General features: G+C 43.7%; 20 protein-coding genes, 1 tRNA gene, 3 rRNA genes and 1 riboswitch. Of the genes, 7 read left to right on the top strand and 17 right to left on the bottom strand.

All coding sequences use genetic code 11. The features are described from left to right. Positions 1-87 precede the first annotated feature (87 nt). From trkA to AC30SH_RS01115, 11 genes are all read right to left on the bottom strand, one after another. A complete protein-coding gene (gene trkA / locus AC30SH_RS01165; RefSeq protein ID WP_489581990.1) occupies positions 88-1464 on the bottom strand; it encodes a Trk system potassium transporter TrkA in 1377 nt (458 codons plus the stop codon). A gap of 22 nt (positions 1465-1486) precedes the next feature. After that, the gene (rsmB, locus tag AC30SH_RS01160) at positions 1487-2848 is read right to left on the bottom strand and encodes a 16S rRNA (cytosine(967)-C(5))-methyltransferase RsmB (protein ID WP_212510018.1); all 1362 of its coding nucleotides are present in this window, start codon (positions 2846-2848) and stop codon (positions 1487-1489) included. After that, a complete protein-coding gene (fmt, locus tag AC30SH_RS01155; protein ID WP_212510019.1) occupies positions 2848-3804 on the bottom strand; it encodes a methionyl-tRNA formyltransferase in 957 nt (318 codons plus the stop codon). Before fmt ends, rsmB begins: the two co-directional genes overlap by 1 nt. A 66-nt stretch (positions 3805-3870) precedes the next feature. Then, on the bottom strand, positions 3871-4383 hold the full coding sequence (gene def / locus AC30SH_RS01150; RefSeq protein ID WP_314886256.1) for a peptide deformylase: 513 nt from the start codon (positions 4381-4383) through the stop codon (positions 3871-3873). A gap of 112 nt (positions 4384-4495) precedes the next feature. Further along, positions 4496-4611, bottom strand: a 5S ribosomal RNA gene (gene rrf / locus AC30SH_RS01145). Positions 4612-4761: 150 nt separating this feature from the next. Continuing rightward, positions 4762-7658, bottom strand: a 23S ribosomal RNA gene (locus AC30SH_RS01140). Between the two features lie 200 nt (positions 7659-7858). Then, positions 7859-7934, bottom strand: a tRNA-Glu gene (locus AC30SH_RS01135). 101 nt (positions 7935-8035) lie between these two features. Beyond that, positions 8036-9575 (bottom strand): 16S ribosomal RNA (locus AC30SH_RS01130). Together the 16S, 23S and 5S rRNA genes with 1 tRNA gene alongside form the textbook arrangement of a ribosomal RNA operon. Before the next feature lie 327 nt (positions 9576-9902). Continuing rightward, positions 9903-10415, bottom strand: a complete 513-nt coding sequence (gene hemG / locus AC30SH_RS01125; protein ID WP_212510021.1) for a menaquinone-dependent protoporphyrinogen IX dehydrogenase — start codon at positions 10413-10415, stop codon at positions 9903-9905. Further along, positions 10415-11878, bottom strand: coding sequence for a TrkH family potassium uptake protein (locus tag AC30SH_RS01120; RefSeq protein WP_212510022.1), 1464 nt, complete (start codon positions 11876-11878; stop codon positions 10415-10417). The genes hemG and AC30SH_RS01120 overlap by 1 nt, the downstream gene beginning before the upstream one ends. 12 nt (positions 11879-11890) lie before the next feature. Next, entirely contained in the window at positions 11891-12502 is a 612-nt protein-coding gene (locus AC30SH_RS01115; RefSeq protein WP_314886362.1) for a YigZ family protein, read from the bottom strand. 86 nt (positions 12503-12588) lie between these two features. Between AC30SH_RS01115 and tusA the strand changes: the two genes are divergently transcribed. Beyond that, entirely contained in the window at positions 12589-12828 is a 240-nt protein-coding gene (gene tusA, locus AC30SH_RS01110) for a sulfurtransferase TusA (protein WP_109128821.1), read from the top strand. Positions 12829-12898: 70 nt separating this feature from the next. On the opposite strand, the gene ribB is transcribed toward tusA, so the two are convergent. Then, positions 12899-13543, bottom strand: a complete 645-nt coding sequence (gene ribB, locus AC30SH_RS01105; protein WP_212510024.1) for a 3,4-dihydroxy-2-butanone-4-phosphate synthase — start codon at positions 13541-13543, stop codon at positions 12899-12901. 108 nt (positions 13544-13651) lie between these two features. Continuing rightward, positions 13652-13799: riboswitch (FMN riboswitch) on the bottom strand. Between the two features lie 235 nt (positions 13800-14034). On the opposite strand from ribB, the gene nadR reads away from it, so the two are divergent. From nadR to AC30SH_RS01090, 3 genes are all read left to right on the top strand, one after another. Next, positions 14035-15306 (top strand): multifunctional transcriptional regulator/nicotinamide-nucleotide adenylyltransferase/ribosylnicotinamide kinase NadR, encoded by a 1272-nt coding sequence (gene nadR, locus AC30SH_RS01100; RefSeq protein ID WP_489581989.1) that lies wholly within the window; start codon positions 14035-14037, stop codon positions 15304-15306. A 12-nt stretch (positions 15307-15318) separates the two neighbouring features. After that, positions 15319-16005 (top strand): metallophosphoesterase family protein, encoded by a 687-nt coding sequence (locus AC30SH_RS01095; protein ID WP_489581988.1) that lies wholly within the window; start codon positions 15319-15321, stop codon positions 16003-16005. Positions 16006-16115: 110 nt separating this feature from the next. Continuing rightward, positions 16116-17339 carry an aromatic amino acid transporter gene (locus AC30SH_RS01090; RefSeq protein ID WP_489581987.1) on the top strand — a complete coding sequence of 408 codons (1224 nt, stop codon included), beginning with the start codon at positions 16116-16118 and terminating at the stop codon, positions 17337-17339. A 64-nt stretch (positions 17340-17403) separates the two neighbouring features. Here AC30SH_RS01090 and AC30SH_RS01085 read toward each other — a convergent pair whose 3' ends face one another. Then, positions 17404-17811 carry a MerR family transcriptional regulator gene (locus tag AC30SH_RS01085; RefSeq protein WP_489581986.1) on the bottom strand — a complete coding sequence of 136 codons (408 nt, stop codon included), beginning with the start codon at positions 17809-17811 and terminating at the stop codon, positions 17404-17406. A 39-nt stretch (positions 17812-17850) separates the two neighbouring features. Next, entirely contained in the window at positions 17851-18162 is a 312-nt protein-coding gene (locus AC30SH_RS01080; RefSeq protein WP_489581985.1) for a DciA family protein, read from the bottom strand. 91 nt (positions 18163-18253) lie between these two features. Between AC30SH_RS01080 and secM the strand changes: the two genes are divergently transcribed. From secM to mutT, 3 genes are all read left to right on the top strand, one after another. Then, on the top strand, positions 18254-18571 hold the full coding sequence (gene secM / locus AC30SH_RS01075) for a secA translation cis-regulator SecM (RefSeq protein WP_489581984.1): 318 nt from the start codon (positions 18254-18256) through the stop codon (positions 18569-18571). Positions 18572-18646: 75 nt separating this feature from the next. Then, positions 18647-21355, top strand: coding sequence for a preprotein translocase subunit SecA (gene secA / locus AC30SH_RS01070; RefSeq protein ID WP_489581983.1), 2709 nt, complete (start codon positions 18647-18649; stop codon positions 21353-21355). 86 nt (positions 21356-21441) lie between these two features. Next, positions 21442-21840, top strand: coding sequence for an 8-oxo-dGTP diphosphatase MutT (mutT, locus tag AC30SH_RS01065; protein WP_489581982.1), 399 nt, complete (start codon positions 21442-21444; stop codon positions 21838-21840). A 61-nt stretch (positions 21841-21901) separates the two neighbouring features. On the opposite strand, the gene AC30SH_RS01060 is transcribed toward mutT, so the two are convergent. From AC30SH_RS01060 to AC30SH_RS01050, 3 genes are all read right to left on the bottom strand, one after another. Continuing rightward, a complete protein-coding gene (locus tag AC30SH_RS01060) occupies positions 21902-22162 on the bottom strand; it encodes a DUF5339 domain-containing protein (protein WP_109128813.1) in 261 nt (86 codons plus the stop codon). A 99-nt stretch (positions 22163-22261) separates the two neighbouring features. Then, complete coding sequence (gene holA / locus AC30SH_RS01055; RefSeq protein WP_489581981.1) at positions 22262-23302, bottom strand: DNA polymerase III subunit delta; 1041 nt, start codon at positions 23300-23302, stop codon at positions 22262-22264. Beyond that, positions 23302-23805, bottom strand: coding sequence for an LPS-assembly lipoprotein LptE (locus AC30SH_RS01050; RefSeq protein ID WP_212510033.1), 504 nt, complete (start codon positions 23803-23805; stop codon positions 23302-23304). Before AC30SH_RS01050 ends, holA begins: the two co-directional genes overlap by 1 nt.

Below are 23805 nucleotides of genomic sequence, written 5' to 3'. Positions count from 1 at the left end.
AGTCAAAAAATCAACGGCAAAACATTTACCGACTGGTTAAAAAAGGCGCACATTATAGTGAGTTTGCGCAGAAATAACAATTTTTATTCAAATAAAAAATGCGGTTGGTTGGAATAATTTCTCGACATCGGAAATATATTTTTTCTCGCTTAAATACACCACAACATGATCGCCTGCTTGAATAACGGTTCTTGAATCCCCAATCAATACATCATTGCCTCGTAAGATAGCGCCAATCACCGCACCGGTAGGCATTTTTAATTCATTAATCATGCGACCGATAACATGAGAGCTACTTTCTTCGCCATGAATGATAATTTCAAGCGCTTCCGCTAATCCATGACGCAACGAAACGACATTTGCCACATCCCCTTTACGCACATGTCCAAGCAACGCAGAAATCGTCGCTTGCTGTGGAGAAATCGCAATATCAATGGTACCGCCTTGAATCAAATTGATGTACGCAATACGCTGAATCAACACCATGGCTTTTTTTGCGCCAAGCCGTTTTGCCAATAACGCAGACATAATATTGGCTTCGTCATCACTTGAAAGAGAAAGAAATACATCGATATTTTCAATATGCTCTTCAAACAACAAAGACTGATCGGAAGCATCTCCGTTGAACACCAACGTTTTTGATAATTTTTCCGCAAGCATCGTTGCCCTTTCAGCATCCCGCTCAATGAGTTTTACCGTGCAATGCTCTTCTAACAACTTCGCTACACCGGTGGCGATATTTCCTCCGCCCACAATCATAATGCGCTTATAGGGTTTTTCGAGGCGTTGTAGTTCACTCATCACCGCTTTAATATGCACGGTGGCACAAATAAACGTAATTTCATCGCCGGCTTCAATGATTGTTGACCCCTGTGGACGAATCACTTTATCTTGGCGCAAAATCGACACAATACGGCAATCAATATGCGGTAAATGTTCTTTCAGCGTAGAAATAGAGTAACCAACCAACGGCCCACCGTAATAGGCTTTCACCACAACCAAACTGATCTTATCTTTCGCTAAATGCGCAACTTGTAATGCACCAGGATAGCTAATTAAACGGACAATATCCTGCGTCACCAAATTTTCCGGTGAAATAATGTGATCGATAGGAAATGCTTCCGCGGAAAATAATTTCTCTTTTTCCTTCAAATATTCACTATTACGAATGCGGGCAATTTTGGTTGGCGTATTAAACAAGGTATACGCAATTTGGCAGGCAACCATGTTAATTTCATCAGAACTGGTCACCGCAATTAATAAATCGGCATCAGGTGCACCGGCATCACGTAACATCTTTGGCGAAGAGGCTAAACCTTGCATCACCCGCAAATCGTGTTTATCGCGTAAATGCTCCAAACGTAACGACTCATCATCAACCAAAGTAATATCATTGTCTTCACTGACCAAATTGGCTGCCAAGGTAGAACCGACTTGCCCTGCGCCTAAAATAATTATCTTCATTTGATTCTCTCCATGGCTAATGTTAGCCCTGACGTTTCATCAATTTCGCGTAATAAAAACCGTCGCCACCGTTTATCTGTGGAATAAACTGAAAACCGACCGCACTTTGATTATGCTCAAGTACATCGGGCGGTAAATCCAACGGGAGCAATTGCGCATCAGGTATCTTTTGTAAAAAGCGCTCAATCTGCTGACTATTTTCTTCTACAAGCACAGAACAAGTGGCATACAACAACACCCCGTTGGGTTTTAAATAATGCCACAATGCATCCAAAATCTGCCCTTGCAAAGCGACTAACTGCTCGATATCAGCCTCTTTACGTAACCATTTAATATCCGGATGACGGCGAATTACCCCGGTGGCAGAACAAGGTGCATCTAATAAAATGCGGTCAAAACGCACCGCACTTTTACCCAATTTGTCTAGCCATGCTTGTGGATTCGCCGCGTCGCCACACACCACAGTCGCCTGCTGTTGCATCCGCGCTAAATTTTCTGTCACGCGCTGCAAACGATTTTCTTCCACATCCAACGCCATTACATCAGCCTGTGGCGCCAATTCTAAAATATGGGTAGTTTTGCCCCCCGGTGCCGCACAGGCATCTAAAATAACCTCATGATTTTGCGGCTGTAATAATAACGCAGCCCATTGGGCATGAAGATCTTGGACTGTCACACCACCTTCGGCAAACAACGGTAAATTTTGCACGGCTGTCGGCTGAGTTAACCCCAGCGCCTGCGGATGAGACGTCACCTGCGTTTCCATCTGCTGCGCCGATAATAAAGTGCGGTAAGTTTCCAAGCTGTTTTTTTGCGTATTCACCCGCAACCACATGGGTGGCTTTTGATTATTGGCTTCAATGATCTCGCGCCAGTTCGGATAAACCTTTTTCAGTTTATTCACAAACCAATCGGGATGCAGCGTTTGCCAATGTTTATCCACAATCGCAAGAATATCCTCTTGTTCGCGCAAAAATCGACGCAGCACCCCATTCACCAAACCACGAAAACTGTCAGATTTTAAGGATTTTGTCGCATTCACCACTTCATCTACCGCGGCATGCGCCGGCACACGCATATAAAGCAACTGATATAAACCGACCAACAACAAACAATGCACAATGCGCGTTTTGCCTTTAAGTGGTTTATCCACAAGGCGTTTGATGATTTGTTCCAAACGAGGCAAGACGCGACATATACCGAAACAAATTTCTTGCAATAACGGCAAATCTTGTGCTTTCACCGAGGATTGTGCTTCCGGTATCAACGTGGACAAGGATTTCCCTTCATCCAATACTTGCAAAATCACTTTCGCCGCCATCGCTCGCGTCGAAAGTGCGGTTATTTTTAGCGGTGTTTTTTTAGATGAATATTGTTTTCCCATTAGGCAAGTACCTTACCCACTTGGAACCAATCAGCACGCCCATTTAATAAATCCTGCGCTGACATCGGTTTCTTACCTGCCGGTTGTAATTGCAATAAATTCAGTACGCCATCCGCTGTCGCGATTTGGATACCCTGTTTATCTGCGGCTAAAATCGTGCCAGGGGTTTTATTCACATGGGGCAACACGGTTGCTTGATACACTTTCAGCATTTGCGGATTATTCTGTCCATCCATTAATTCCAAATAAGCCATCGGCCAAGGATTAAATGCGCGAATGTTGCGTTCCAACTGCGCTGCCGATAGCTGCCAATTTAACTTGGCTTCTTCTTTGGAAAGTTTGTCGGCATAATTGCTTTGGGTGTCATCTTGTCTTTCCGCGGTGAATTTACCGGTTCCTAAATTATCCAATACATCAATTAACGCCGACGGCGCAAGCTCTGCCAGTTTGTTATAAAGGCTTGTGGACGTTTCAGTAGGTAAAATATCACAATACACTTTATGCAACATATCGCCTGTGTCCAACCCGGCATCCATTTGCATAATCGTGACACCGGTCTGTGCATCGCCTGCCCAAATTGATCGTTGAATCGGTGCTGCACCACGCCAACGCGGCAACAAAGAACCGTGCACATTTAAGCAACCATAGGTTGGTGCATCTAAAACGGCTTGAGGCAAAATCAAACCATAAGCAACCACAACCATGACATCTGCATGCAACGCACACAATTCGGATTGCGCCTCTGCCTTTCGTAAGGATTTCGGTTGATAGACAGGAATCTGGTGTTGCTCGGCTAATTGTTTTACCGGGCTGGCTTGCAATTTCTTACCACGACCGGCAGGTTTATCCGGCTGGGTGTAAACAGCAATAATGTTATGGGAAGAATTGAGTAAAGCTTGTAAATGCTGTGCAGCAAAGTCCGGCGTGCCGGCAAAGATAATATTGAGTGGTTTCATAATGTTCTACGTCATAGATAAATAAAAGTGCGGCTAAAAATTACCGCACTTCTGGAGGATTCACAATTATTTTTGCTTTTCCATTTGTTTTTTCACTTTCATCAGCTTTTCTTTTATGCGCTGACGTTTCAACGGAGAAAGATAATCTACAAAAAGAATACCGTTAAGATGATCAATTTCATGCTGAATACAAATAGCCAGTAAACCATCGGCTTTTAAGGTAAATTCTTTACCATCACGATCGAGGGCTTTTACTGTCACTTTCTCTTTGCGAGGCACTAAAGCACGAAATCCGGGAATAGATAAACAACCTTCTTCAATACCGGTTTCACCTTCGCAATCCAAAATTTCAGGGTTAATTAATACCAATTGATTTTGTTTGTCACCTTCAATGTCGATAGTGATAATACGCTGTAAAATATCGACCTGAGGTGCGGCTAAACCAATGCCTTCTTCTTGATACATGGTATCAAACATATCGTCAATAATTTTACGGGTCTCGTCATTGACTTCCAATACGGGCTCGCAAACAACTTTCAGATGTTCTTCTGGATAAATAAGTACATTTAAAGCAGTCATAATTTCTCTTAGAATTTAAAATAAGTGCGTTATTGTAGCCTTTTTCTCATAAAATTCCTATGCTGTAAAAAGCAAAAACCCCCGATGCTCTCACATCAGGGGTTCATATCAGGCTTGGCGGTGACCTACTCTCACATGGGGATGCCCCACACTACCATCGGCATTACGGCGTTTCACTTCTGAGTTCGGTATGGAATCAGGTGGGCCCACCGCACTATCGCCGCCAATATTCTTTATGATTTCTATCTCTTCTTATTCGCGTCTTCTTAATCTAAAAACAAGCCTTCTCTCAACTCTCTCTTCTACGTCCATTCTCTTAACTGTTATCCTTCCAACTCGCTCATGTCCAGGGTAACCCCAAAAACACTTGAGCGTTGTATGGCTAAGCCTCTCGGGCAATTAGTATGCGTTAGCTCAATGTATCACTACACTTATACACCGCACCTATCTACGTCTTAGTCTTAAACAACCCTTACTGTCTTAAAGACAGGGAGAACTCATCTCTTGGCAAGTTTCGTGCTTAGATGCTTTCAGCACTTATCTCTTCCGCATGTAGCTACCCAGCAATGCCTCTGGCGAGACAACTGGAACACCAGTGATGCGTCCACTCCGGTCCTCTCGTACTAGGAGCAGCCCCAATCAATTCTCCAACGCCCACGGCAGATAGGGACCGAACTGTCTCACGACGTTCTAAACCCAGCTCGCGTACCACTTTAAATGGCGAACAGCCATACCCTTGGGACCTACTTCAGCCCCAGGATGTGATGAGCCGACATCGAGGTGCCAAACACCGCCGTCGATATGAACTCTTGGGCGGTATCAGCCTGTTATCCCCGGAGTACCTTTTATCCGTTGAGCGATGGCCCTTCCATGCAGAACCACCGGATCACTATGACCTACTTTCGTACCTGCTCGACTTGTCTGTCTCGCAGTTAAGCTTGCTTATACCATTGCACTAACCTCACGATGTCCGACCGTGATTAGCAAACCTTCGTGCTCCTCCGTTACTCTTTGGGAGGAGACCGCCCCAGTCAAACTACCCACCAGACACTGTCCGAGACCACGTTTCGTAATCTTCGTTAGAACATCAAACGTTAAAGGGTGGTATTTCAAGGACGACTCCATAATCACTGGCGTGACTACTTCAAAGTCTCCCACCTATCCTACACATCAAAATTCAATGTTCAGTGTCAAGCTATAGTAAAGGTTCACGGGGTCTTTCCGTCTAGCCGCGGGTACACCGCATCTTCACGGCGATTTCAATTTCACTGAGTCTCGGGTGGAGACAGCCTGGCCATCATTATGCCATTCGTGCAGGTCGGAACTTACCCGACAAGGAATTTCGCTACCTTAGGACCGTTATAGTTACGGCCGCCGTTTACTGGGGCTTCGATCAGGAGCTTCTCTTTCGATTACACCATCAATTAACCTTCCAGCACCGGGCAGGCATCACACCCTATACGTCCACTTTCGTGTTTGCAGAGTGCTGTGTTTTTAATAAACAGTTGCAGCCAGCTGGTATCTTCGACCGGTTCAACCTTCGCCCGCAAGGGACTACAATCTACGCCGGCGCACCTTCTCCCGAAGTTACGGTGCTATTTTGCCTAGTTCCTTCACCCGAGTTCTCTCAAGCGCCTGAGTATTCTCTACCTGACCACCTGTGTCGGTTTTCAGTACGGTTTAGATAAACCTGAAGCTTAGTGGCTTTTCCTGGAAGTGTGGTATCAGTTACTTCAGCTCCGTAGAGCCTCGTCATCATCTCTCAGTGTTAAGGAAGTCCGGATTTGCCTAAACTTCCCACCTACCAACTTAAACGTGCATATCCAACAGCACGCTAACCTAACCTACTCCGTCCCCACATCGCAGTTTATCCAAGTACGGGAATATTAACCCGTTTCCCATCGACTACGCTTTTCAGCCTCGCCTTAGGGGCCGACTCACCCTGCCCCGATTAACGTTGGACAGGAACCCTTGGTCTTCCGGCGAACGGGTTTTTCACCCGTTTTATCGTTACTTATGTCAGCATTCGCACTTGTGATACGTCCAACAGCCCTCTCGAACCATCTTCATCCGCTTACACAACGCTCCCCTACCCAACAGACTTACGTCTGATGCCGCAGCTTCGGTGCTATATTTGAGCCCCGTTACATCTTCCGCGCAGGCCGACTCGACTAGTGAGCTATTACGCTTTCTTTAAATGATGGCTGCTTCTAAGCCAACATCCTAGCTGTCTAAGCCTTCCCACTTCGTTTCCCACTTAATATAGACTTTGGGACCTTAGCTGGCGGTCTGGGTTGTTTCCCTCTCCACGACGGACGTTAGCACCCGCCGTGTGTCTCCTGAGTATCACTCTTTGGTATTCGTAGTTTGCATCGGGTTGGTAATCCGGGATGGACCCCTAGCCGAAACAGTGCTCTACCCCCAAAGGTGTCCGCTCAAGGCTCTACCTAAATAGATTTCGGGGAGAACCAGCTATCTCCCGGTTTGATTGGCCTTTCACCCCCAGCCACAAGTCATCCGCTAATTTTTCAACATTAGTCGGTTCGGTCCTCCAGTTAGTGTTACCCAACCTTCAACCTGCCCATGGCTAGATCACCGGGTTTCGGGTCTATACCTTGCAACTAGCCGCCCAGTTAAGACTCGGTTTCCCTTCGGCTCCCCTATTCGGTTAACCTCGCTACAAAATATAAGTCGCTGACCCATTATACAAAAGGTACGCAGTCACCCTTTCGGGCTCCCACTGCTTGTACGTACAAGGTTTCAGGTTCTATTTCACTCCCCTCACCGGGGTTCTTTTCGCCTTTCCTTCACAGTACTGGTTCACTATCGGTCAATCAGGAGTATTTAGCCTTGGAGGATGGTCCCCCCATCTTCAAACAGGATATCACGTGTCCCGCCCTACTTGTCGTTAGCTCAGTACCACAAAAGTATTTTCGAGTACGGGATTATCACCCTCTACGATTCGGCTTCCCAGCCAATTCCTCTAATACTTCCGCTATCACTAACAGGCTCCTTCGCTTTCGCTCGCCGCTACTCACAAAATCTCGGTTGATTTCTTTTCCTCGGGGTACTTAGATGTTTCAGTTCTCCCGGTTCGCCTCATTATCCTATGGATTCAGATAATGATAGTAGGTTCTTCACCCACTGGGTTTCCCCATTCGGACATCTTGGATTAAACGCCTCTTATCGACTCATCCAAGCTTTTCGCAGATTAGCACGTCCTTCTTCGCCTCTGATTGCCAAGGCATCCACCTTGTACGCTTTGTCACTTAACCATACAACCTCAAGTATTCTTACCTTATTATTTAAATAATATTAAACAACAACTTTCAAACACTTCAGCTACGATTAATAACAGTTAATTAAGAGCAATCGCCTTTTATCAATCACTCTCACTCAGACTTTCTTGAAAGTCTCGTTTTCAGCTTGTTTCCAGATTTTTAAAGAACAGTAAAGATGAAAAATCATCTTTAAATGGCGTCCCCACGGGGATTCGAACCCCGGTTACCGCCGTGAAAGGGCGATGTCCTAGGCCTCTAGACGATGGGGACAGCATGTAAAGATGCTCTCTTCTCTTTGATATTGTTGTTCTTTCCTTGTCTACAACCATCAAACAAACTGTGTGAACACTTAAAGTCGAGTCTATCTTTGGTAAGGAGGTGATCCAACCGCAGGTTCCCCTACGGTTACCTTGTTACGACTTCACCCCAGTCATGAATCATACCGTGGTAAACGCCCCCCCGAAGGTTAAGCTATCTACTTCTGGTACAACCCACTCCCATGGTGTGACGGGCGGTGTGTACAAGGCCCGGGAACGTATTCACCGCGACATTCTGATTCGCGATTACTAGCGATTCCGACTTCATGGAGTCGAGTTGCAGACTCCAATCCGGACTTAGACGTACTTTGTGAGATTCACTCCACCTCGCGGCTTCGTCGCCCTCTGTATACGCCATTGTAGCACGTGTGTAGCCCTACTCGTAAGGGCCATGATGACTTGACGTCATCCCCACCTTCCTCCGGTTTATCACCGGCAGTCTCCTTTGAGTTCCCGACCAAATCGCTGGCAACAAAGGATAAGGGTTGCGCTCGTTGCGGGACTTAACCCAACATTTCACAACACGAGCTGACGACAGCCATGCAGCACCTGTCTCATGGTTCCCGAAGGCACTCTCATATCTCTACAAGATTCCATGGATGTCAAGAGTAGGTAAGGTTCTTCGCGTTGCATCGAATTAAACCACATGCTCCACCGCTTGTGCGGGCCCCCGTCAATTCATTTGAGTTTTAACCTTGCGGCCGTACTCCCCAGGCGGTCGATTTATCACGTTAGCTTCGGGCACCAAGCTTAAAGCCCAATCCCCAAATCGACAGCGTTTACAGCGTGGACTACCAGGGTATCTAATCCTGTTTGCTCCCCACGCTTTCGCACATGAGCGTCAGTACATTCCCAAGGGGCTGCCTTCGCCTTCGGTATTCCTCCACATCTCTACGCATTTCACCGCTACACGTGGAATTCTACCCCTCCCTAAAGTACTCTAGACTCCCAGTCTGAAATGCAATTCCCAGGTTAAGCCCGGGGATTTCACACCTCACTTAAAAGTCCGCCTGCGTGCCCTTTACGCCCAGTTATTCCGATTAACGCTCGCACCCTCCGTATTACCGCGGCTGCTGGCACGGAGTTAGCCGGTGCTTCTTCTGTATTTAACGTCAATTTGTCGTGCTATTAACACAACAACCTTCCTCAATACCGAAAGAACTTTACAACCCGAAGGCCTTCTTCATTCACGCGGCATGGCTGCGTCAGGGTTGCCCCCATTGCGCAATATTCCCCACTGCTGCCTCCCGTAGGAGTCCGGGCCGTGTCTCAGTCCCGGTGTGGCTGGTCATCCTCTCAGACCAGCTAGAGATCGTCGGCTTGGTAGGCTATTACCCCACCAACTACCTAATCCCACTTGGGCTCATCCTATGGCATGCGGCCTTGCGGTCCCGCACTTTCGTCTCTCGACTCTACGCGGTATTAGCGACAGTTTCCCGTCGTTATCCCCCTCCATAAGCCAGATTCCCAAGCATTACTCACCCGTCCGCCACTCGTCAGCAAGAAAGCAAGCTTTCTCCTGTTACCGTTCGACTTGCATGTGTTAAGCCTGCCGCCAGCGTTCAATCTGAGCCATGATCAAACTCTTCAGTTCAAAAAGTTTAATCGCTCAATACTGCTAGCTAAGTAATCTATCTATAAATAAATAAACGTTTTTCGTAGCACTATTCAGTTCAATTTTAAAATCTTTAATGATAAAAACGAATCTTCAAGTGCCCACACAGTTTGTCTGATTGATTGTTAAAGAACATTTGCATAAGCAAGGTTGCGAATTATAAGTAAAGTTTCCATTTATCGTCAAGAAAAAATTTATTTATTTTTTCTCCCTTGCGGGGCGGAGGCGTATTATAGGGTTCAAGATAAATGGATCAAGTAATTTTTTGCATTTTCTTATCGACAGATTAGAAAAAATACAATTCGCTTATTTTAGCTGCAAAAATACCTCAGAAAATGACCGCACTTTTTGCCAGTCCGTATATTCGATCTCTTTCGTTGGATCTGTTTCTCCTCCCGTAATTCGCATAATCAACTGAATCATAATACGATCAAAGAAATTGTAGCGTGGATAAAATAACGCACCGGCAAATACAGCTGACATTGTCGGTTTCCAGGTAATACGCTGTAAAAATTTACGCACATAAACGTTCGTCTCTGGCGTAGACTTTTCGGGTTTTCGTGCAGTCAAATTGACTCCGAAGAAGGCTGTAGTTTTTTGGTTCAAAAGTACGGTATGTTTTTCTAATGTTTTATAAAGCGCTTTATTAAAATGCCCATAATGGATCGAGGCTCCGATAATAATGCGATCATAATTAGCCAACTCATACATATCAGTAATTGACTTCACATCAACATTTTCGTGAATAATTCCTGCAATGTAGTTGGCTATTTTTTTAGTTTGTCCATCACGAGTGGAATATAAGATAAGTGTTTTCATTAGGATTTCCAAAATGCCGGTGTAAATAAAACTAACAGCGAGAAAATTTCCAAACGCCCACACACCATGGTTAACGTAAGGATCCATTTAGCGCTATCGGGAATACTGACGAAATTGCTACTCACCGAACCAAGCCCCGGTCCGAGGTTATTTAAACAGGCAATAACCGCGTTAAACGCATCGAACGTTTCAACACCACAACTGATAACCCCCAGTAAGCACACCACAAAAACCAGTAAATAGGCAGAGAAAAATGCCCAAATACTTTGTATTACCCGCTCATCCAGAACACGCTTACCTAGTTTGATGGGGTACACTAAATTCGGGTGAATTAAGCGTTTAAGCTCGCGTTTTCCCTGTAGTGAAAGAACTAAAATACGTATGACCTTTAAACCACCACCTGTAGAACCTGCACATCCGCCAATAAAAGAAGCAAATAAAAGTAGAATAGGCAAAAATAATGGCCATTGGTCAAAGCTAGATGTGGTGTAACCTGCTGTCGTTGAAATCGATACGGATTGGAAGGCTGCTTGCTCGAGATTCTTGAAAGTCCCATCAAAATGATGATTGCTTAATAACATAAAAAAGCAGATCGTCACCAAAGCGATCTGGATAAACATAAAGAAACGAAATTCCGGATCGCGAAAATAACTCACAAAAATATTCCGTTTACCAAGATTAGAAAACGCATTGAAGTGCAGCGCATAGTTACAAGCAGAAATCAGTAAAAAAGCAACGGTAATAAGGTTGACGGCAGGACTATTAAAATACGCCATACTGCTATCATGTGTCGAAAAACCACCGATAGAAACGGTAGAGAAGCTGTGGGTAATCGCATCAAAAGGTGACATGCCCGCGAGCCAGTAGGAAAAGGCACAAAGTAGAGTTAAAGAAGCATAAATAAGCCACAAAGTTTTAGCGGTTTCGGCAATACGTGGACGCATTTTGTTTTCTTTAAGCGGCCCCGAAATTTCCGCCCGATAAAGAGACATACCACCGATTCCTAATAAAGGAATGATCGCCACTGCTAATACAATGATCCCCATCCCACCAAGCCATTGTAATAACTGGCGATAGAACAAAATCGCTTTCGGCAGATTATCTAACCCAACAATATTTGTTGCGCCGGTGGTTGTTAAACCGGAGAAAGCTTCAAAAAAGGCGGAAGATACCGTTAAATCCGGATTATCAGAAAGAATAAAAGGAATAGCGCCAAGGCTTCCCATAACAACCCAAAAAGCCACAACAATTAAAAAACCTTCCCGCGAACGCAATTCTTCCTTATGTTCATGACAGGCCCACCAAAGAATTGCACCGCCAATCGCACTCATCACAAAGGATTGAATAAAGGCTTTACCGCCGCCATCACCGTATAATAACGCGACAAATGCAGGCAATAACATGGTGCAGGAAAAGCACATCACTAAAATCCCGACAATGCGTAAAATGGATAAAAAATGCACTAAAAATCTCTCTTATTCTATTTTTACTAAACCTAACTGCCCGGCGAATCGTTCCGTTAACGCTTGCTGAAAAAACGCGAATTTATCGGGGCGAATCGCCAAACTTAACATAACCTGAGCCTGAAAATCTTGTGCCAAAATCAACACTGCATGATGCTCGCATAATGCCTGCAGTCCGCTAATCTGTGGATAATCGCACCGCACTTCATAATGTGCATAGTTCACTTTCATGTCAGTTTCCAACAATTTTAATGCTTGTTGAACCCCACTACTATAAGCACGAACCAATCCACCGGTGCCCAACAAAATACCGCCATAATAACGCACCGTCACCGCACTGATTTCACCCAATCCACTCCCTTGCAACGCGGCTAACATCGGTTTTCCGGCAGTACCGCTCGGTTCGCCATCATCAGAAAATCCAAATTGTTGAGAATCATTCGGACTACCGGCAACAGCTGCCCAACACCAATGACGCGCACTTGGATGCAATGCCTTAATTTCCGTCCAGAACGCTTTTGCTTGCTCTAAACCTTCCGTATGTTGCAAATAAGTAATAAAACGGCTTTTTTTAATTTCTTCGGAAAAATCTACCGCACTTTTCGGAATTCGGTATTCAATCATACGTTTGATGCGCTTAAGGAATTTTGCTGATTTTGTATCATACTTTCTGTATTATATCCCGTAATTTTTCCTAATAAACAACAAAGATGGATAATATCAAAATCACCCAAACACTTGATACGATTGGCTTACGTTGCCCGGAACCGGTCATGTTGATACGCAAACATATTCGCCATTTACAAGAAGGCGACGTACTACTAATGCTTGCTGATGATCCGGCAACGACTCGGGATATTCCTAGTTTCTGCCAATTTATGGATCATACGTTGCTACATAGCGAAACGGATCAAATACCTTATCGCTATTGGGTGAAAAAAGGAAAATAACACCAAAAAAAAAGTGCAGTGGGTTTTAAAAACGTTTCTAAAACCCACTGCACTTTCCATCAAAGATTCATCACAATTTTTGTTGTAATTTATACTCAACTAAATCTTCAATTGTCACTACCGCGTAGCCAAACTTTTTCGCAAATTCAACAATCTGTGGTGCTCTTGCCATCGTGCCATCATCATTCGTGATTTCACAAATCACCCCGGCAGGTTTAAAGCCGGCAAGACGAGCTAATTCAACTGACGCTTCTGTATGCCCGCGACGTTCCAGCAGACCACCATTTGCCGCACGTAATGGAAACACATGGCCCGGACGGTGTAAATCTGCCGGTTTTGCGCCATCGGCAATCGCTGTTTTAATCGTTGTCACGCGATCTGCCGCAGAAACACCGGTGGACACGCCTTTCGCCGCTTCAATCGTCACCGTAAATGCCGTCTTATTCACGCTGGTGTTATCAGACACCATCGGTGGCAAGGCTAATTGTTGGCACAACTCATCCGTGATACATAAACACACAATGCCGCTACCATAACGAATTAACATCGTCATTTGTTCGGGAGTAATGGTTTCTGCCGGGAAAATCAGATCGCCTTCATTTTCACGATCTTCATCATCAAGAACAAGCACGCCATGGCCTTGTTTAAAGGTATTGATCGCGTTAATAACGCGTTCTTCTGCGGTGCCGAATTGGGATAATAATGACTGATTCATAGTAAATTCCTTCGTTAAAACTTGAGATACCAGAACCAGGGCTGATGAGGGAGTGTTGCCAATATCAATCGCATATAACAACAAGAGCGACCTAATAAATTAAGTCACTAAAATTCTCTTTCATCCAGACTTTAACTGTCGGCTTTGGAATTACACCAAATCTGCTGACTTTGCCTATAAAGGCAAACGCTCGTGGGCTTTATGTTTAAACATATTTACCACCGGTAGGGAATTTCGCCCTGCCCTGAGAATGCGGGCACAGTATAGCGCAAAGCAAATGAAGAAAAAATGTTTTTATTTAGAGCTGATTTGCATACAATAGCGCAAATCATTCACCAAATTGAGGCATCTATGCTAGATTCCTCAAAAATAGTGCATGTTATACAACATATTCCTGTATTAACGCATCTTCATCATTAAACTACTTGCGTAAAAACACGATAAATCTCGACCGCACTTTTGCCCATGCTTTCTTTCATAAGGAGATGAGTATGTCCGCTTTTTATTATTTACAAGAAAAACGTAAACAACTGAACCTCAAGGTCAATGATATTTGCCAACGCGCCAATATCACCCGCGCTTATTTCAATCAGTTAGTGAGCGGAAAAATTAAAAACCCAAGCGCAAACAAACTGAGTGCGATTCATCGTGCACTACAAATTACCGAGCCGAATCATAAAAAAGTCGGTGTTATTTTCGGTAAGTTTTATCCCGTGCATACCGGTCATATTAATATGATTTATGAAGCGTTCAGTAAGGTTGATGAAGTTCATGTTATTGTGTGTAGCGACACCGAACGCGATTTGAAACTCTTTTACGACAGCAAAATGAAGCGTATGCCAACAGTGCAAGATCGCTTGCGTTGGATGCAACAAATTTTTAAGTATCAAAAGAATCAAATTTTCATTCACCATTTAATTGAGGACGGTTTACCAAGTTATCCAAATGGTTGGCCGGCTTGGGCTGAACGCGTGAAGGAATTATTTAAAGAAAAAGGATTTGAACCTAGTATAGTATTCAGTAGCGAAATTCAAGACAAAGCACCTTATGAAAAGTATTTAAATCTAGAAGTTTCTTTGGTCGATCCTGAACGAGAATTCTTTAATATTTCTGCTACAAAAATTCGTAATAAACCGTTCCATTATTGGAAATTCATTCCGAAAGAAGTACGCCCATTCTTCTCTAAAACCATTGCAATTTTGGGCGGCGAAAGCAGCGGGAAAAGCGTATTGGTGAGCAAACTGGCCACCGTATTTAACACCACGTCTGCGTGGGAATATGGTCGCGAATTCGTCTTTGAACAACTGGGCGGTGACGAGCAAGCAATGCAATATTCCGACTATCCACAAATGGCCTTAGGGCATCAACGCTACATTGACTATGCTGTGCGTCATGCGCATAAAGTGGCGATTATTGATACAGACTTTATTACAACACAGGCATTTTGTATTCAGTATGAAGGTAAAGCGCATCCATTTTTGGATTCCATGATTAAAGAATACCCTTTTGATGTGACCATTTTGCTAAACAATAATACCCAATGGGTGGACGATGGTTTACGCAGTTTAGGCAGCCAAAAACAACGACAACGTTTTCAACATTTACTCAAAAAATTGTTAGATAAATACAAAGTGCCTTACATTGAAATTGAATCACCGAGTTATTTAGACCGTTACAATCAAGTTAAAGCCATCGTTGAAAAGATACTCAACGAAGAAGAACTCCCCGAACTCAATAGCGAGCATGGGCATTCCATTTTTTAAATTAGAGAGAATATGATTTTATTTGCAGGCGATCCCCATGGCAGTTTTGACCACCTTTATCCGTTCATAAAAGAACATAAGGATGTGGCATTGGTCATTCTTGGCGATTTACAACTCACCACCCCGGAACCGTTAGAAAAACTGGCACAATATGCGGATCTTTGGTTTATTCACGGCAACCACGACAGTAAAACCATTGCAGCCTTTGAATCCCTTTGGGGAACGGAATGGCATACGCGCAGCCTACATGGTCGGGTACAAGAAATTCAAGGGAAACGCATCGCAGGACTTGGCGGCGTGTTTCGTGGGCAAATCTGGATGCCGCCAAACAAACCGCTTTTCTTTGACCCAATTCATTATTGCCAATATTGTCCACAAGAAAAAATCTGGCGCGGCGGTGTGCCGTTACGTCACCGTACCTCAATTTTCCCTTCAGATATTGAAGTGTTAGAGCAGCAACAAGCCGACATTTTGATTTGTCATGAAGCGCCAAAACCGCATCCATCAGGTTTTGCCGTCATCAATCAACTGGCTGAAAAAATGGGCGTCACACAAATTTATCACGGCCATCACCACGAAAATTTTCAATATACGATACCGGCACAACAAGGTTATCAAATTATCAACGTAGGATTTCGCAGCTTATGTGATATACAAGGCAACTACCTTCATATCGGCGTTGATGACCGAAATTTATAATTTTCTCAAAAATCCCCAAAATCTGACTGCACTTTGCATAAAAGCTATTTATTTATAGGTCTTATAGGGTTATTTTATGTTACCTACTCGTTTACTTTTTAGGATTTTTTATGTTGTTAAAAAATAAAACCTTGGGCAGTGCCTTAATTATCGCAGGAACCTCTATTGGCGCCGGCATGTTAGCCATGCCATTAACCTCTGCCGGCATGGGCTTTGGCTTTACTGCCGCCTTGTTGTTCGGGCTTTGGTTACTTCTCGCTTACAGCGGATTGTTGTTTGTAGAAGTGTATCAAACCGCACAACGTAAAGATGACGGTGTCGCCACCTTAGCAGAAAAATACTTTGGCATGCCAGGACGCGTCATTTCTACGGTCTCTTTGTTTGTTCTCCTTTACGCCTTATCGGCTGCCTATATGACCGGCGGCGGCTCATTGTTAGCCAACGTATTACCGACAGATTTATTTGGTTCAAATGACAACACGCTGAAAATCTCGATTCTTGCTTTCACTGTGCTTCTTGGTGCCTTCGTGGTTATTGGTACTAGCGGCGTTGATGGCATTACCCGTTTACTCTTTTCTGGCAAAATAATCATCTTCATTCTTGTACTAGCCATGATGTTGCCACGCATCAGCCTTGAAAACCTCATGGAAAAGCCATTGGATTATGCGTTGATTTTATCCGCCGCACCGATTTTCTTTACCTCTTTCGGTTTCCATGTCGTCATGGGCAGCATCAATAGCTACTTAGACGGCGATGTAAAACGTTTTAAAAACGCGATTATTATTGGCACATCCATTCCATTAGTTGCCTACTTATTATGGCAGCTTGCGACTCACGGCATTTTAAGCCAACGTGAATTCATTGCCGTGTTAAAAGACAACCCAACGCTCACCGGCTTAATCAACGCCACTAAAGCACTTACCGACAGTTTGAGTAATGTATTAAGCGTCTTTTACTCTCTTGCCTTAATCACCTCTTTCTTGGGCGTGGCATTAGGTTTATTTGAAGGGCTCAACGATTTATTCAAACGAGCCAAAATGCCGGCAAACAGAATCAGCTTAACCATCACCACCTTTATTCCGCCGTTGCTGTTCGCCCTATTCTATCCAAATGGGTTCTTGGCGGCATTAGGTTATGCCGGTTTATTGTGTGCTTTCTACTGTTTGATTTTGCCTATCGGATTAGCATGGCGTACAAGAAAACAACATAAAAATTTACCTTATCGCGTTGCCGGTGGAAACTTCGCACTGGTTGTCGCTTTGCTTATTGGGATTTTAATCATCGTCATCCCATTCCTGATTCAAGCTGGTGTTCTCCCGCAAGTTATCGGCTAAAAACAAATAAAAAAAAGCACCGCACTTTTTTACTAAGTGCGGTGCTTTTTTATGGCGTTTCAAATTATTTTATTGGTCTAAACTTTGCATGACTACGTTGCAAGAGCTGCAGTAAATTCTGCTGCTCAGACTCGCCACATTGCTGTTTTAATTGCAGCAAATTCATGCGTAAATGTTGCAGACGATGAATATGCTTGGCGATGTCTTGAATATGCCGATCGAGTAATTGATTAATTTCGGTCTTTTGTTGTTCCGATGCAGTGTCCAAACTCAAGAGCAATTTGATTTCTTCTAGGGACATATCCAAAGATCGGCAATAACAAATAAATGACAAGCGCTGCAAATGTTCGTCCGTGTATAAACGGAAACCACCGGCAGAACGCAACGGGCGTGGCATGATGCCTTTTTGTTCATAAAATCGAATAGCATCCACACTACAACCAACCGCTTTGGCTAACTTCCCTATTTTCATCTCATCTCCGAAAAAACGCCTGAAAAAGACACCGCACTTTTATGCCTCAGGACGAAATTCAGGGTTAATGTAAAAAATTAATTCGGTAATTTCTGGCAAATGCTGCTGAATAACGCCCAATAATGCCTGTTGGCGAAACAAAAAGCTTTGGCGAACCATGGCATTGGCCACCTCAATGCGCAAACTCTGTTGTTCAATATTGGCAATACGATACAGCCCGGCAAATTCCACAGGGAAAAAATCTTTCATTTGCTGATTTAATGCATTCAATCGAATGCCTTTTTGCATCATTTTCGCCAAGGGTGAATCTTGCAATAAGGTGTGAATATTGATCGGTTTTTGATAACGCATTGCCTTGTTTTCCGCTTCTCTGCCCTAATATTTATGACATTGTAGCGAAATTCCGCTACAATACCGACAATTTTTTGATAGTGAAATCCCTATGATTATTTCCAACAAAAGCAAACACAATTTTTGGTCGCGACTGCTCCTCGGCATGCTGGCAATTTTTGTTTTGCCCGTAACGCAGGAATTGAATTATCCGGCCGCTGTTGGTAATGAAAACTATCAAAATACGCAACAACAAAATGCGCCTCAAATTTTAACGGCGGTGTCTTTATTACAACAAACCCGACAGCAACAATACCAACCGCAACATGTATTACCCGCGGTTGAAATTTTCTCGCAAAACGAACCGCACTTTACGCGTTCGCCTTTTATTTCTCATGCGCCAATTCGTGCCGGGCCCGCATTGATTTAACCTCGACTATCTAATTTACGCCATCGTTTAATATCATTAAACGATTTCATTTATCTGTTTTTAAAAGAAAAAATTATGCTTAGAACTATTGCAACCAAAATTTTTGGCAGTCGTAATGATCGTGTTTTACGTCGCCTCAATAAAATCGTCGTCAAAATTAATAAACTTGAGCCGGAATACGAAGCGTTAAGCGATGAACAACTCAAAGCCAAAACGGTGGAATTCCGTGACCGTTTAGCACAAGGCGCAACCTTGGAAAGTTTAATGCCGGAAGCATTTGCTACTGTGCGTGAAGCCAGTAAACGTGTGCTTGGTATGCGTCATTTCGACGTTCAACTTATCGGTGGTATGGTGCTTAACAGTCGCTGTATCGCGGAAATGCGTACCGGTGAAGGGAAAACCTTAACTGCGACATTGCCATGCTATTTGAACGCATTACCGGGCAAAGCCGTGCATGTGGTTACCGTGAATGACTATCTTGCCCGCCGCGATGCGGAAACTAATCGTCCATTATTTGAATTTTTGGGGATAACCGTTGGCGTAAACGTGCCGGGTATGTCACCGGAAGAAAAACGCGCAGCATACGCCGCAGACATTACTTATGCCACCAACAGCGAACTAGGTTTTGACTATTTGCGTGACAACTTGGCGCATTCACCGCAAGAGCGTTTTCAAAAAGATCTCTACTATGCGTTAGTGGACGAAGTAGACTCCATCTTAATCGATGAAGCGCGTACACCGTTAATCATTTCCGGTCAGGCAGAAGACAGCTCCGAACTGTATATTGCTATCGATAAGTTGATTCCTGTCTTAATTAAACAAGACAAAGAAGATACCGAAGAATATCAAGGCACGGGTGATTACACGTTGGATTTAAAAACCAAACAAGCTTACTTGACCGAACGTGGGCAAGAAAAATGCGAACAATGGTTAATTGAACATGGATTCATGAAAGACACCGAATCCCTTTATTCACCGTCTAAAATTTCTTTGTTACACCACGTTATGGCAGCATTGCGCGCTCATACCTTATTTGAACGTGATGTGGATTACATTGTAAAAGATGGCGAGATTGTTATCGTCGATGAACACACCGGTCGTACGATGGCAGGTCGTCGTTGGTCGGACGGCTTACACCAAGCCATCGAAGCCAAAGAAGGGGTTCGCATTCAAAGCGAAAACCAAACTGTCGCCTCTATCACTTACCAAAACTATTTCCGTTTATACGAGAAATTAGCGGGAATGACCGGTACGGCGGATACGGAAGCCTTTGAATTCCAAAAAATTTATGGCTTAGAAACCGTCGTGATTCCAACCAATCGTCCGATGATTCGTGATGATCGCACTGATGTGATGTTTGAAACAGAAGAATACAAATTTGATGCCATTATTGAAGACATCAAAGATTGTGTAGCACGTAACCAACCTGTTTTGGTCGGTACAATCTCCATTGAAAAATCCGAACTGCTTTCCAATGCGCTGAATAAAGCCGGTATTAAACACAATGTGTTGAACGCCAAGTTCCACGCACAAGAAGCGGAAATCGTCGCTAATGCAGGGTATCCGGGCGCCGTTACTATCGCCACCAACATGGCGGGACGTGGTACCGATATCGTGTTAGGAGGTAACTGGAAAGCTGAAGTGGATAAACTGGAAAATCCAACAGCGGAACAAATTGAGGCAATCAAAGCTGCATGGCAAGAACGTCATAACATCGTAAAACAAGCCGGTGGCTTGCACATTATCGGTACTGAACGCCACGAATCCCGTCGCATCGACAACCAGTTGCGCGGTCGTTCCGGTCGTCAAGGGGACCCGGGCTCTTCCCGTTTCTATTTATCCTTAGACGATGCGTTAATGCGTATTTACCTCAATGAAGGCAAACTTAACATGATGCGCAAAGCCTTCAGTCAACCTGGCGAGGCCATGGAATCTAAGCTGTTGGCAAAAGTCATTGCCTCTGCACAAGCCAAAGTGGAAGCACACAACTTCGATGGGCGTAAAAACTTACTTGAATTTGATGATGTGGCAAATGATCAACGCCATGCGATTTATGAACAACGTAATGAATTGTTAGAAAATGACGATATTTCCGATACCATCGATGTGATTCGTCAGGACGTATTCAACAGCGTTATCGATCAATACATTCCACCACAATCACTGGAAGAACAATGGGATGTGCCGGCATTGGAGCAACGTTTAAAACAAGATTTCGCGCTGGATTTACCTATCAGCAAATGGCTGGATGAAGACAATCATCTGCATGAAGAAACCTTGCGTGAGCGTATTATTCAAGCAGCTACTGATGAATATAAACGCAAAGAAGAATTGGCCGGTGCACAAACCATGCGTAATTTTGAAAAAGGCGTGATGTTACAAACCTTAGATGAACTTTGGAAAGAACATCTATCTGCCATGGATCACTTGCGTCGCGGTATTCATTTACGCGGTTATGCACAAAAAGATCCGAAACAGGAATACAAAAAAGAGTCCTTCCAAATGTTTACCGAAATGTTGGAAGCCTTGAAATTAAGCGTGGTCACCACCTTAAGTCGCGTTCAAGTTCGCACACAAGAGGAAATGGAAGAAGCAGAACGTTTACGTCAAGAATTGGCGGAACGAGAGGCGGCAACAATGCAGTATCACAATGAAGAATCACAGGATGAACAAGGCGCTCAAAATGCGGTGGAAGAACACCATAAAATCGGGCGTAATGAACCTTGTCCATGTGGTTCTGGTAAAAAATACAAACATTGCCACGGCAGTCGTGCCAGACATTAATTGGAAATAAATAAAAGTGCGGTTAGAAAAACAATTAAATTTTTAACCGCACTTTTTTTCATGAATATTCAGTGAAGGATAGAAAAATGAGGAAACCGCTTGTACAGGTTGCAGCAGGGATTATTCGTAACGAATTTGGACAAATTTATTTAACTCAACGCTTAGAAGGGCAAGACTTTGCACAGTCCCTAGAATTTCCTGGCGGTAAGGTTGATAAAGACGAAACACCGGAACAGGCATTAAAACGAGAACTAGAAGAAGAAATCGGTATTGTGGTACTCAATGCACAGCTGTTTGAGCGTTTTGAATTTGAATATCCAACTAAAGTGATTTCTTTCTTTTTTTATCTGGTAGAAGAATGGGTTGGCGAGCCCTTTGGGCGTGAGGGACAAGAAGGTTTCTGGTTGGCACAAAACGAACTGGATGCCGGTCAATTCCCTCCGGCAAATGCCAAACTCATTCAACGTTTATTAGCCGAATCCTAACTCTCACCCATAAAAAAGACCCAACATATGTCGGGTCTTTGAAAAAAAACAAAAAGCCAGATTATTTGCCCATTGCTGCTTTAGCTTGTTTTAATTGTTCAGTTGCTTGGGAGCAAGCTTGCTCTTGTGCAGCTTCTGGTAAAGCAGATAATTGTTGTTTGCTTGCTTCATATTGTTGTTTCATCATCGCTTGTTGTGCTGCAGGTACTGCACTCACAAAAGAGTCGATTTCAGCAAAATATGTTTCACAGCTTTTAGATAAGCCAGCAGATGCGGACATTGCAAAACCGGATAATAATACTGCAACTAATAGTTTTTTCATTTTTTTCTCCATAATGGTTTGAAAATATCACCTCAAGTCAGGCGACAGCCTATTATACGAATTTTAGCGATAAAGAGAAACAATAATAACCATTAGGCATTATGAGGTAGCACAAAACTCAATGGATAACGCTTCCAGTTGCAGCCAAACATCATCATTAAATTCTTGTTTTACACTACGCTCAACTTCCGCAAGCTGTTGACAGAAAAGATAAAGTTTACGGTAAGTTAAACGTTGGACCGCTTGCGTAAACAACGCCCTGCGGTTCTGCCATACTTTTAAACGATCAAAGTGTTCACGCAGCTGAGAGGTAGGTAATAACGAATCAAGCGATGGTCGTTGGTCGCTTTTGCCAAGTTCCAATAATGTCATTAAATCCCGCTGCAACGTGCGTAATAAAACAATCGGCTGAACATCTTCCTCTTTTAAACCATTTAAAATCCGGCAAGCGCGAGTCGCTTTCCCCGCCAGCATGGCATCCACCCATTGAAACGGCGTAAACACTGAAGACTGCTCCACCACGCTATTAACACGAGCAAAGGTCAATTTACGATCAGGATACAACAAATCCAGTAATTGCAGCGTTTGTTTGAGTGCCAACAGATTATTTTCATAGCTATAACAAAGCAACTGTACCGCTTCCTGATCAATGCTTAAGCCCAATGATTTTGCCCGATTTGTCACCCAACGAGGCAACTGCTCCGCATTCGGTGTTTGGCAATTAATGACGACAGCTTGCGGTTCATATTGGTTAGCCGCCACAAACCACGCTTGTTTTTCCGTGGTTTTGGTCAACTTGGTAAAACGCAGCACCGGCAACACATCAGGCGTCAGTAAAGAGATAAACTCCGACAGATTTTTTTGTAAAAGTGCGGTCAAATTTTCAGGTAAATCTAATACGATAATCTGCTTATTGAAAAATAAGCCCATGGATTGCACCCGCTCGAACAAATCATTCCAGTCGGTAGAGGCATTAATTTCCAACTGGATTTTTTCATCAAATAACGCTTTCGTTGCCGCTTGTTGAATAGCATCCAGGCTTTCTTCAATTAATAACGGATCTTCCCCCACTAAAAAATAGAGCGCAGCTAATTTGCGCTCTAACGAAGGGATAAGTTGCTCAGGAAATAAACGGTTCATTATTTCACTTGAATTTGATGTTGCAAGGCAACCATTTTATTCATTAACTGACGAGCCGCTTGCTCACGCATGTCTTGCCAAATCACCTCTTTTTCCGAAGATTTCGCCAAGGCTGCTCGAGAATAATCAAAGAACGTACGATTCACTTTAGTCGAAATTGGGAAAGCCTCTTTATTTGGCAATTTCACACTGGCTTCTACGTCTAAAACTAAGAGTTTTTCTGCTTCACGACCTTGTTTAAAAATAGAAACCACATGCTCAGATGTCGTTGTCTTATTCAAACGTAAAACCGGCACACCCGCCTTAGCTTCTACCAAATTAACATTATTCAACTGTAATTGACGACGCATAGACACCGCCATGTCACTATAAGGATCGCTACTTTCCAAGTGTAAGGTTTGCAATTCTTGCGGAATCAATTCACCGTTTTGGAAATGAAATCCGCAAGCGGATAAAGCAAAAACACTGGCGGTAAGAAGTAAGGATTTGAGCTGTTTAAACAT

It is taken from the genome of Aggregatibacter sp. HK296, from assembly GCF_980469475.1.
Note: the sequence above shows the minus strand (reverse complement) of the source record. Positions and strands in the feature narration are given on the sequence as shown.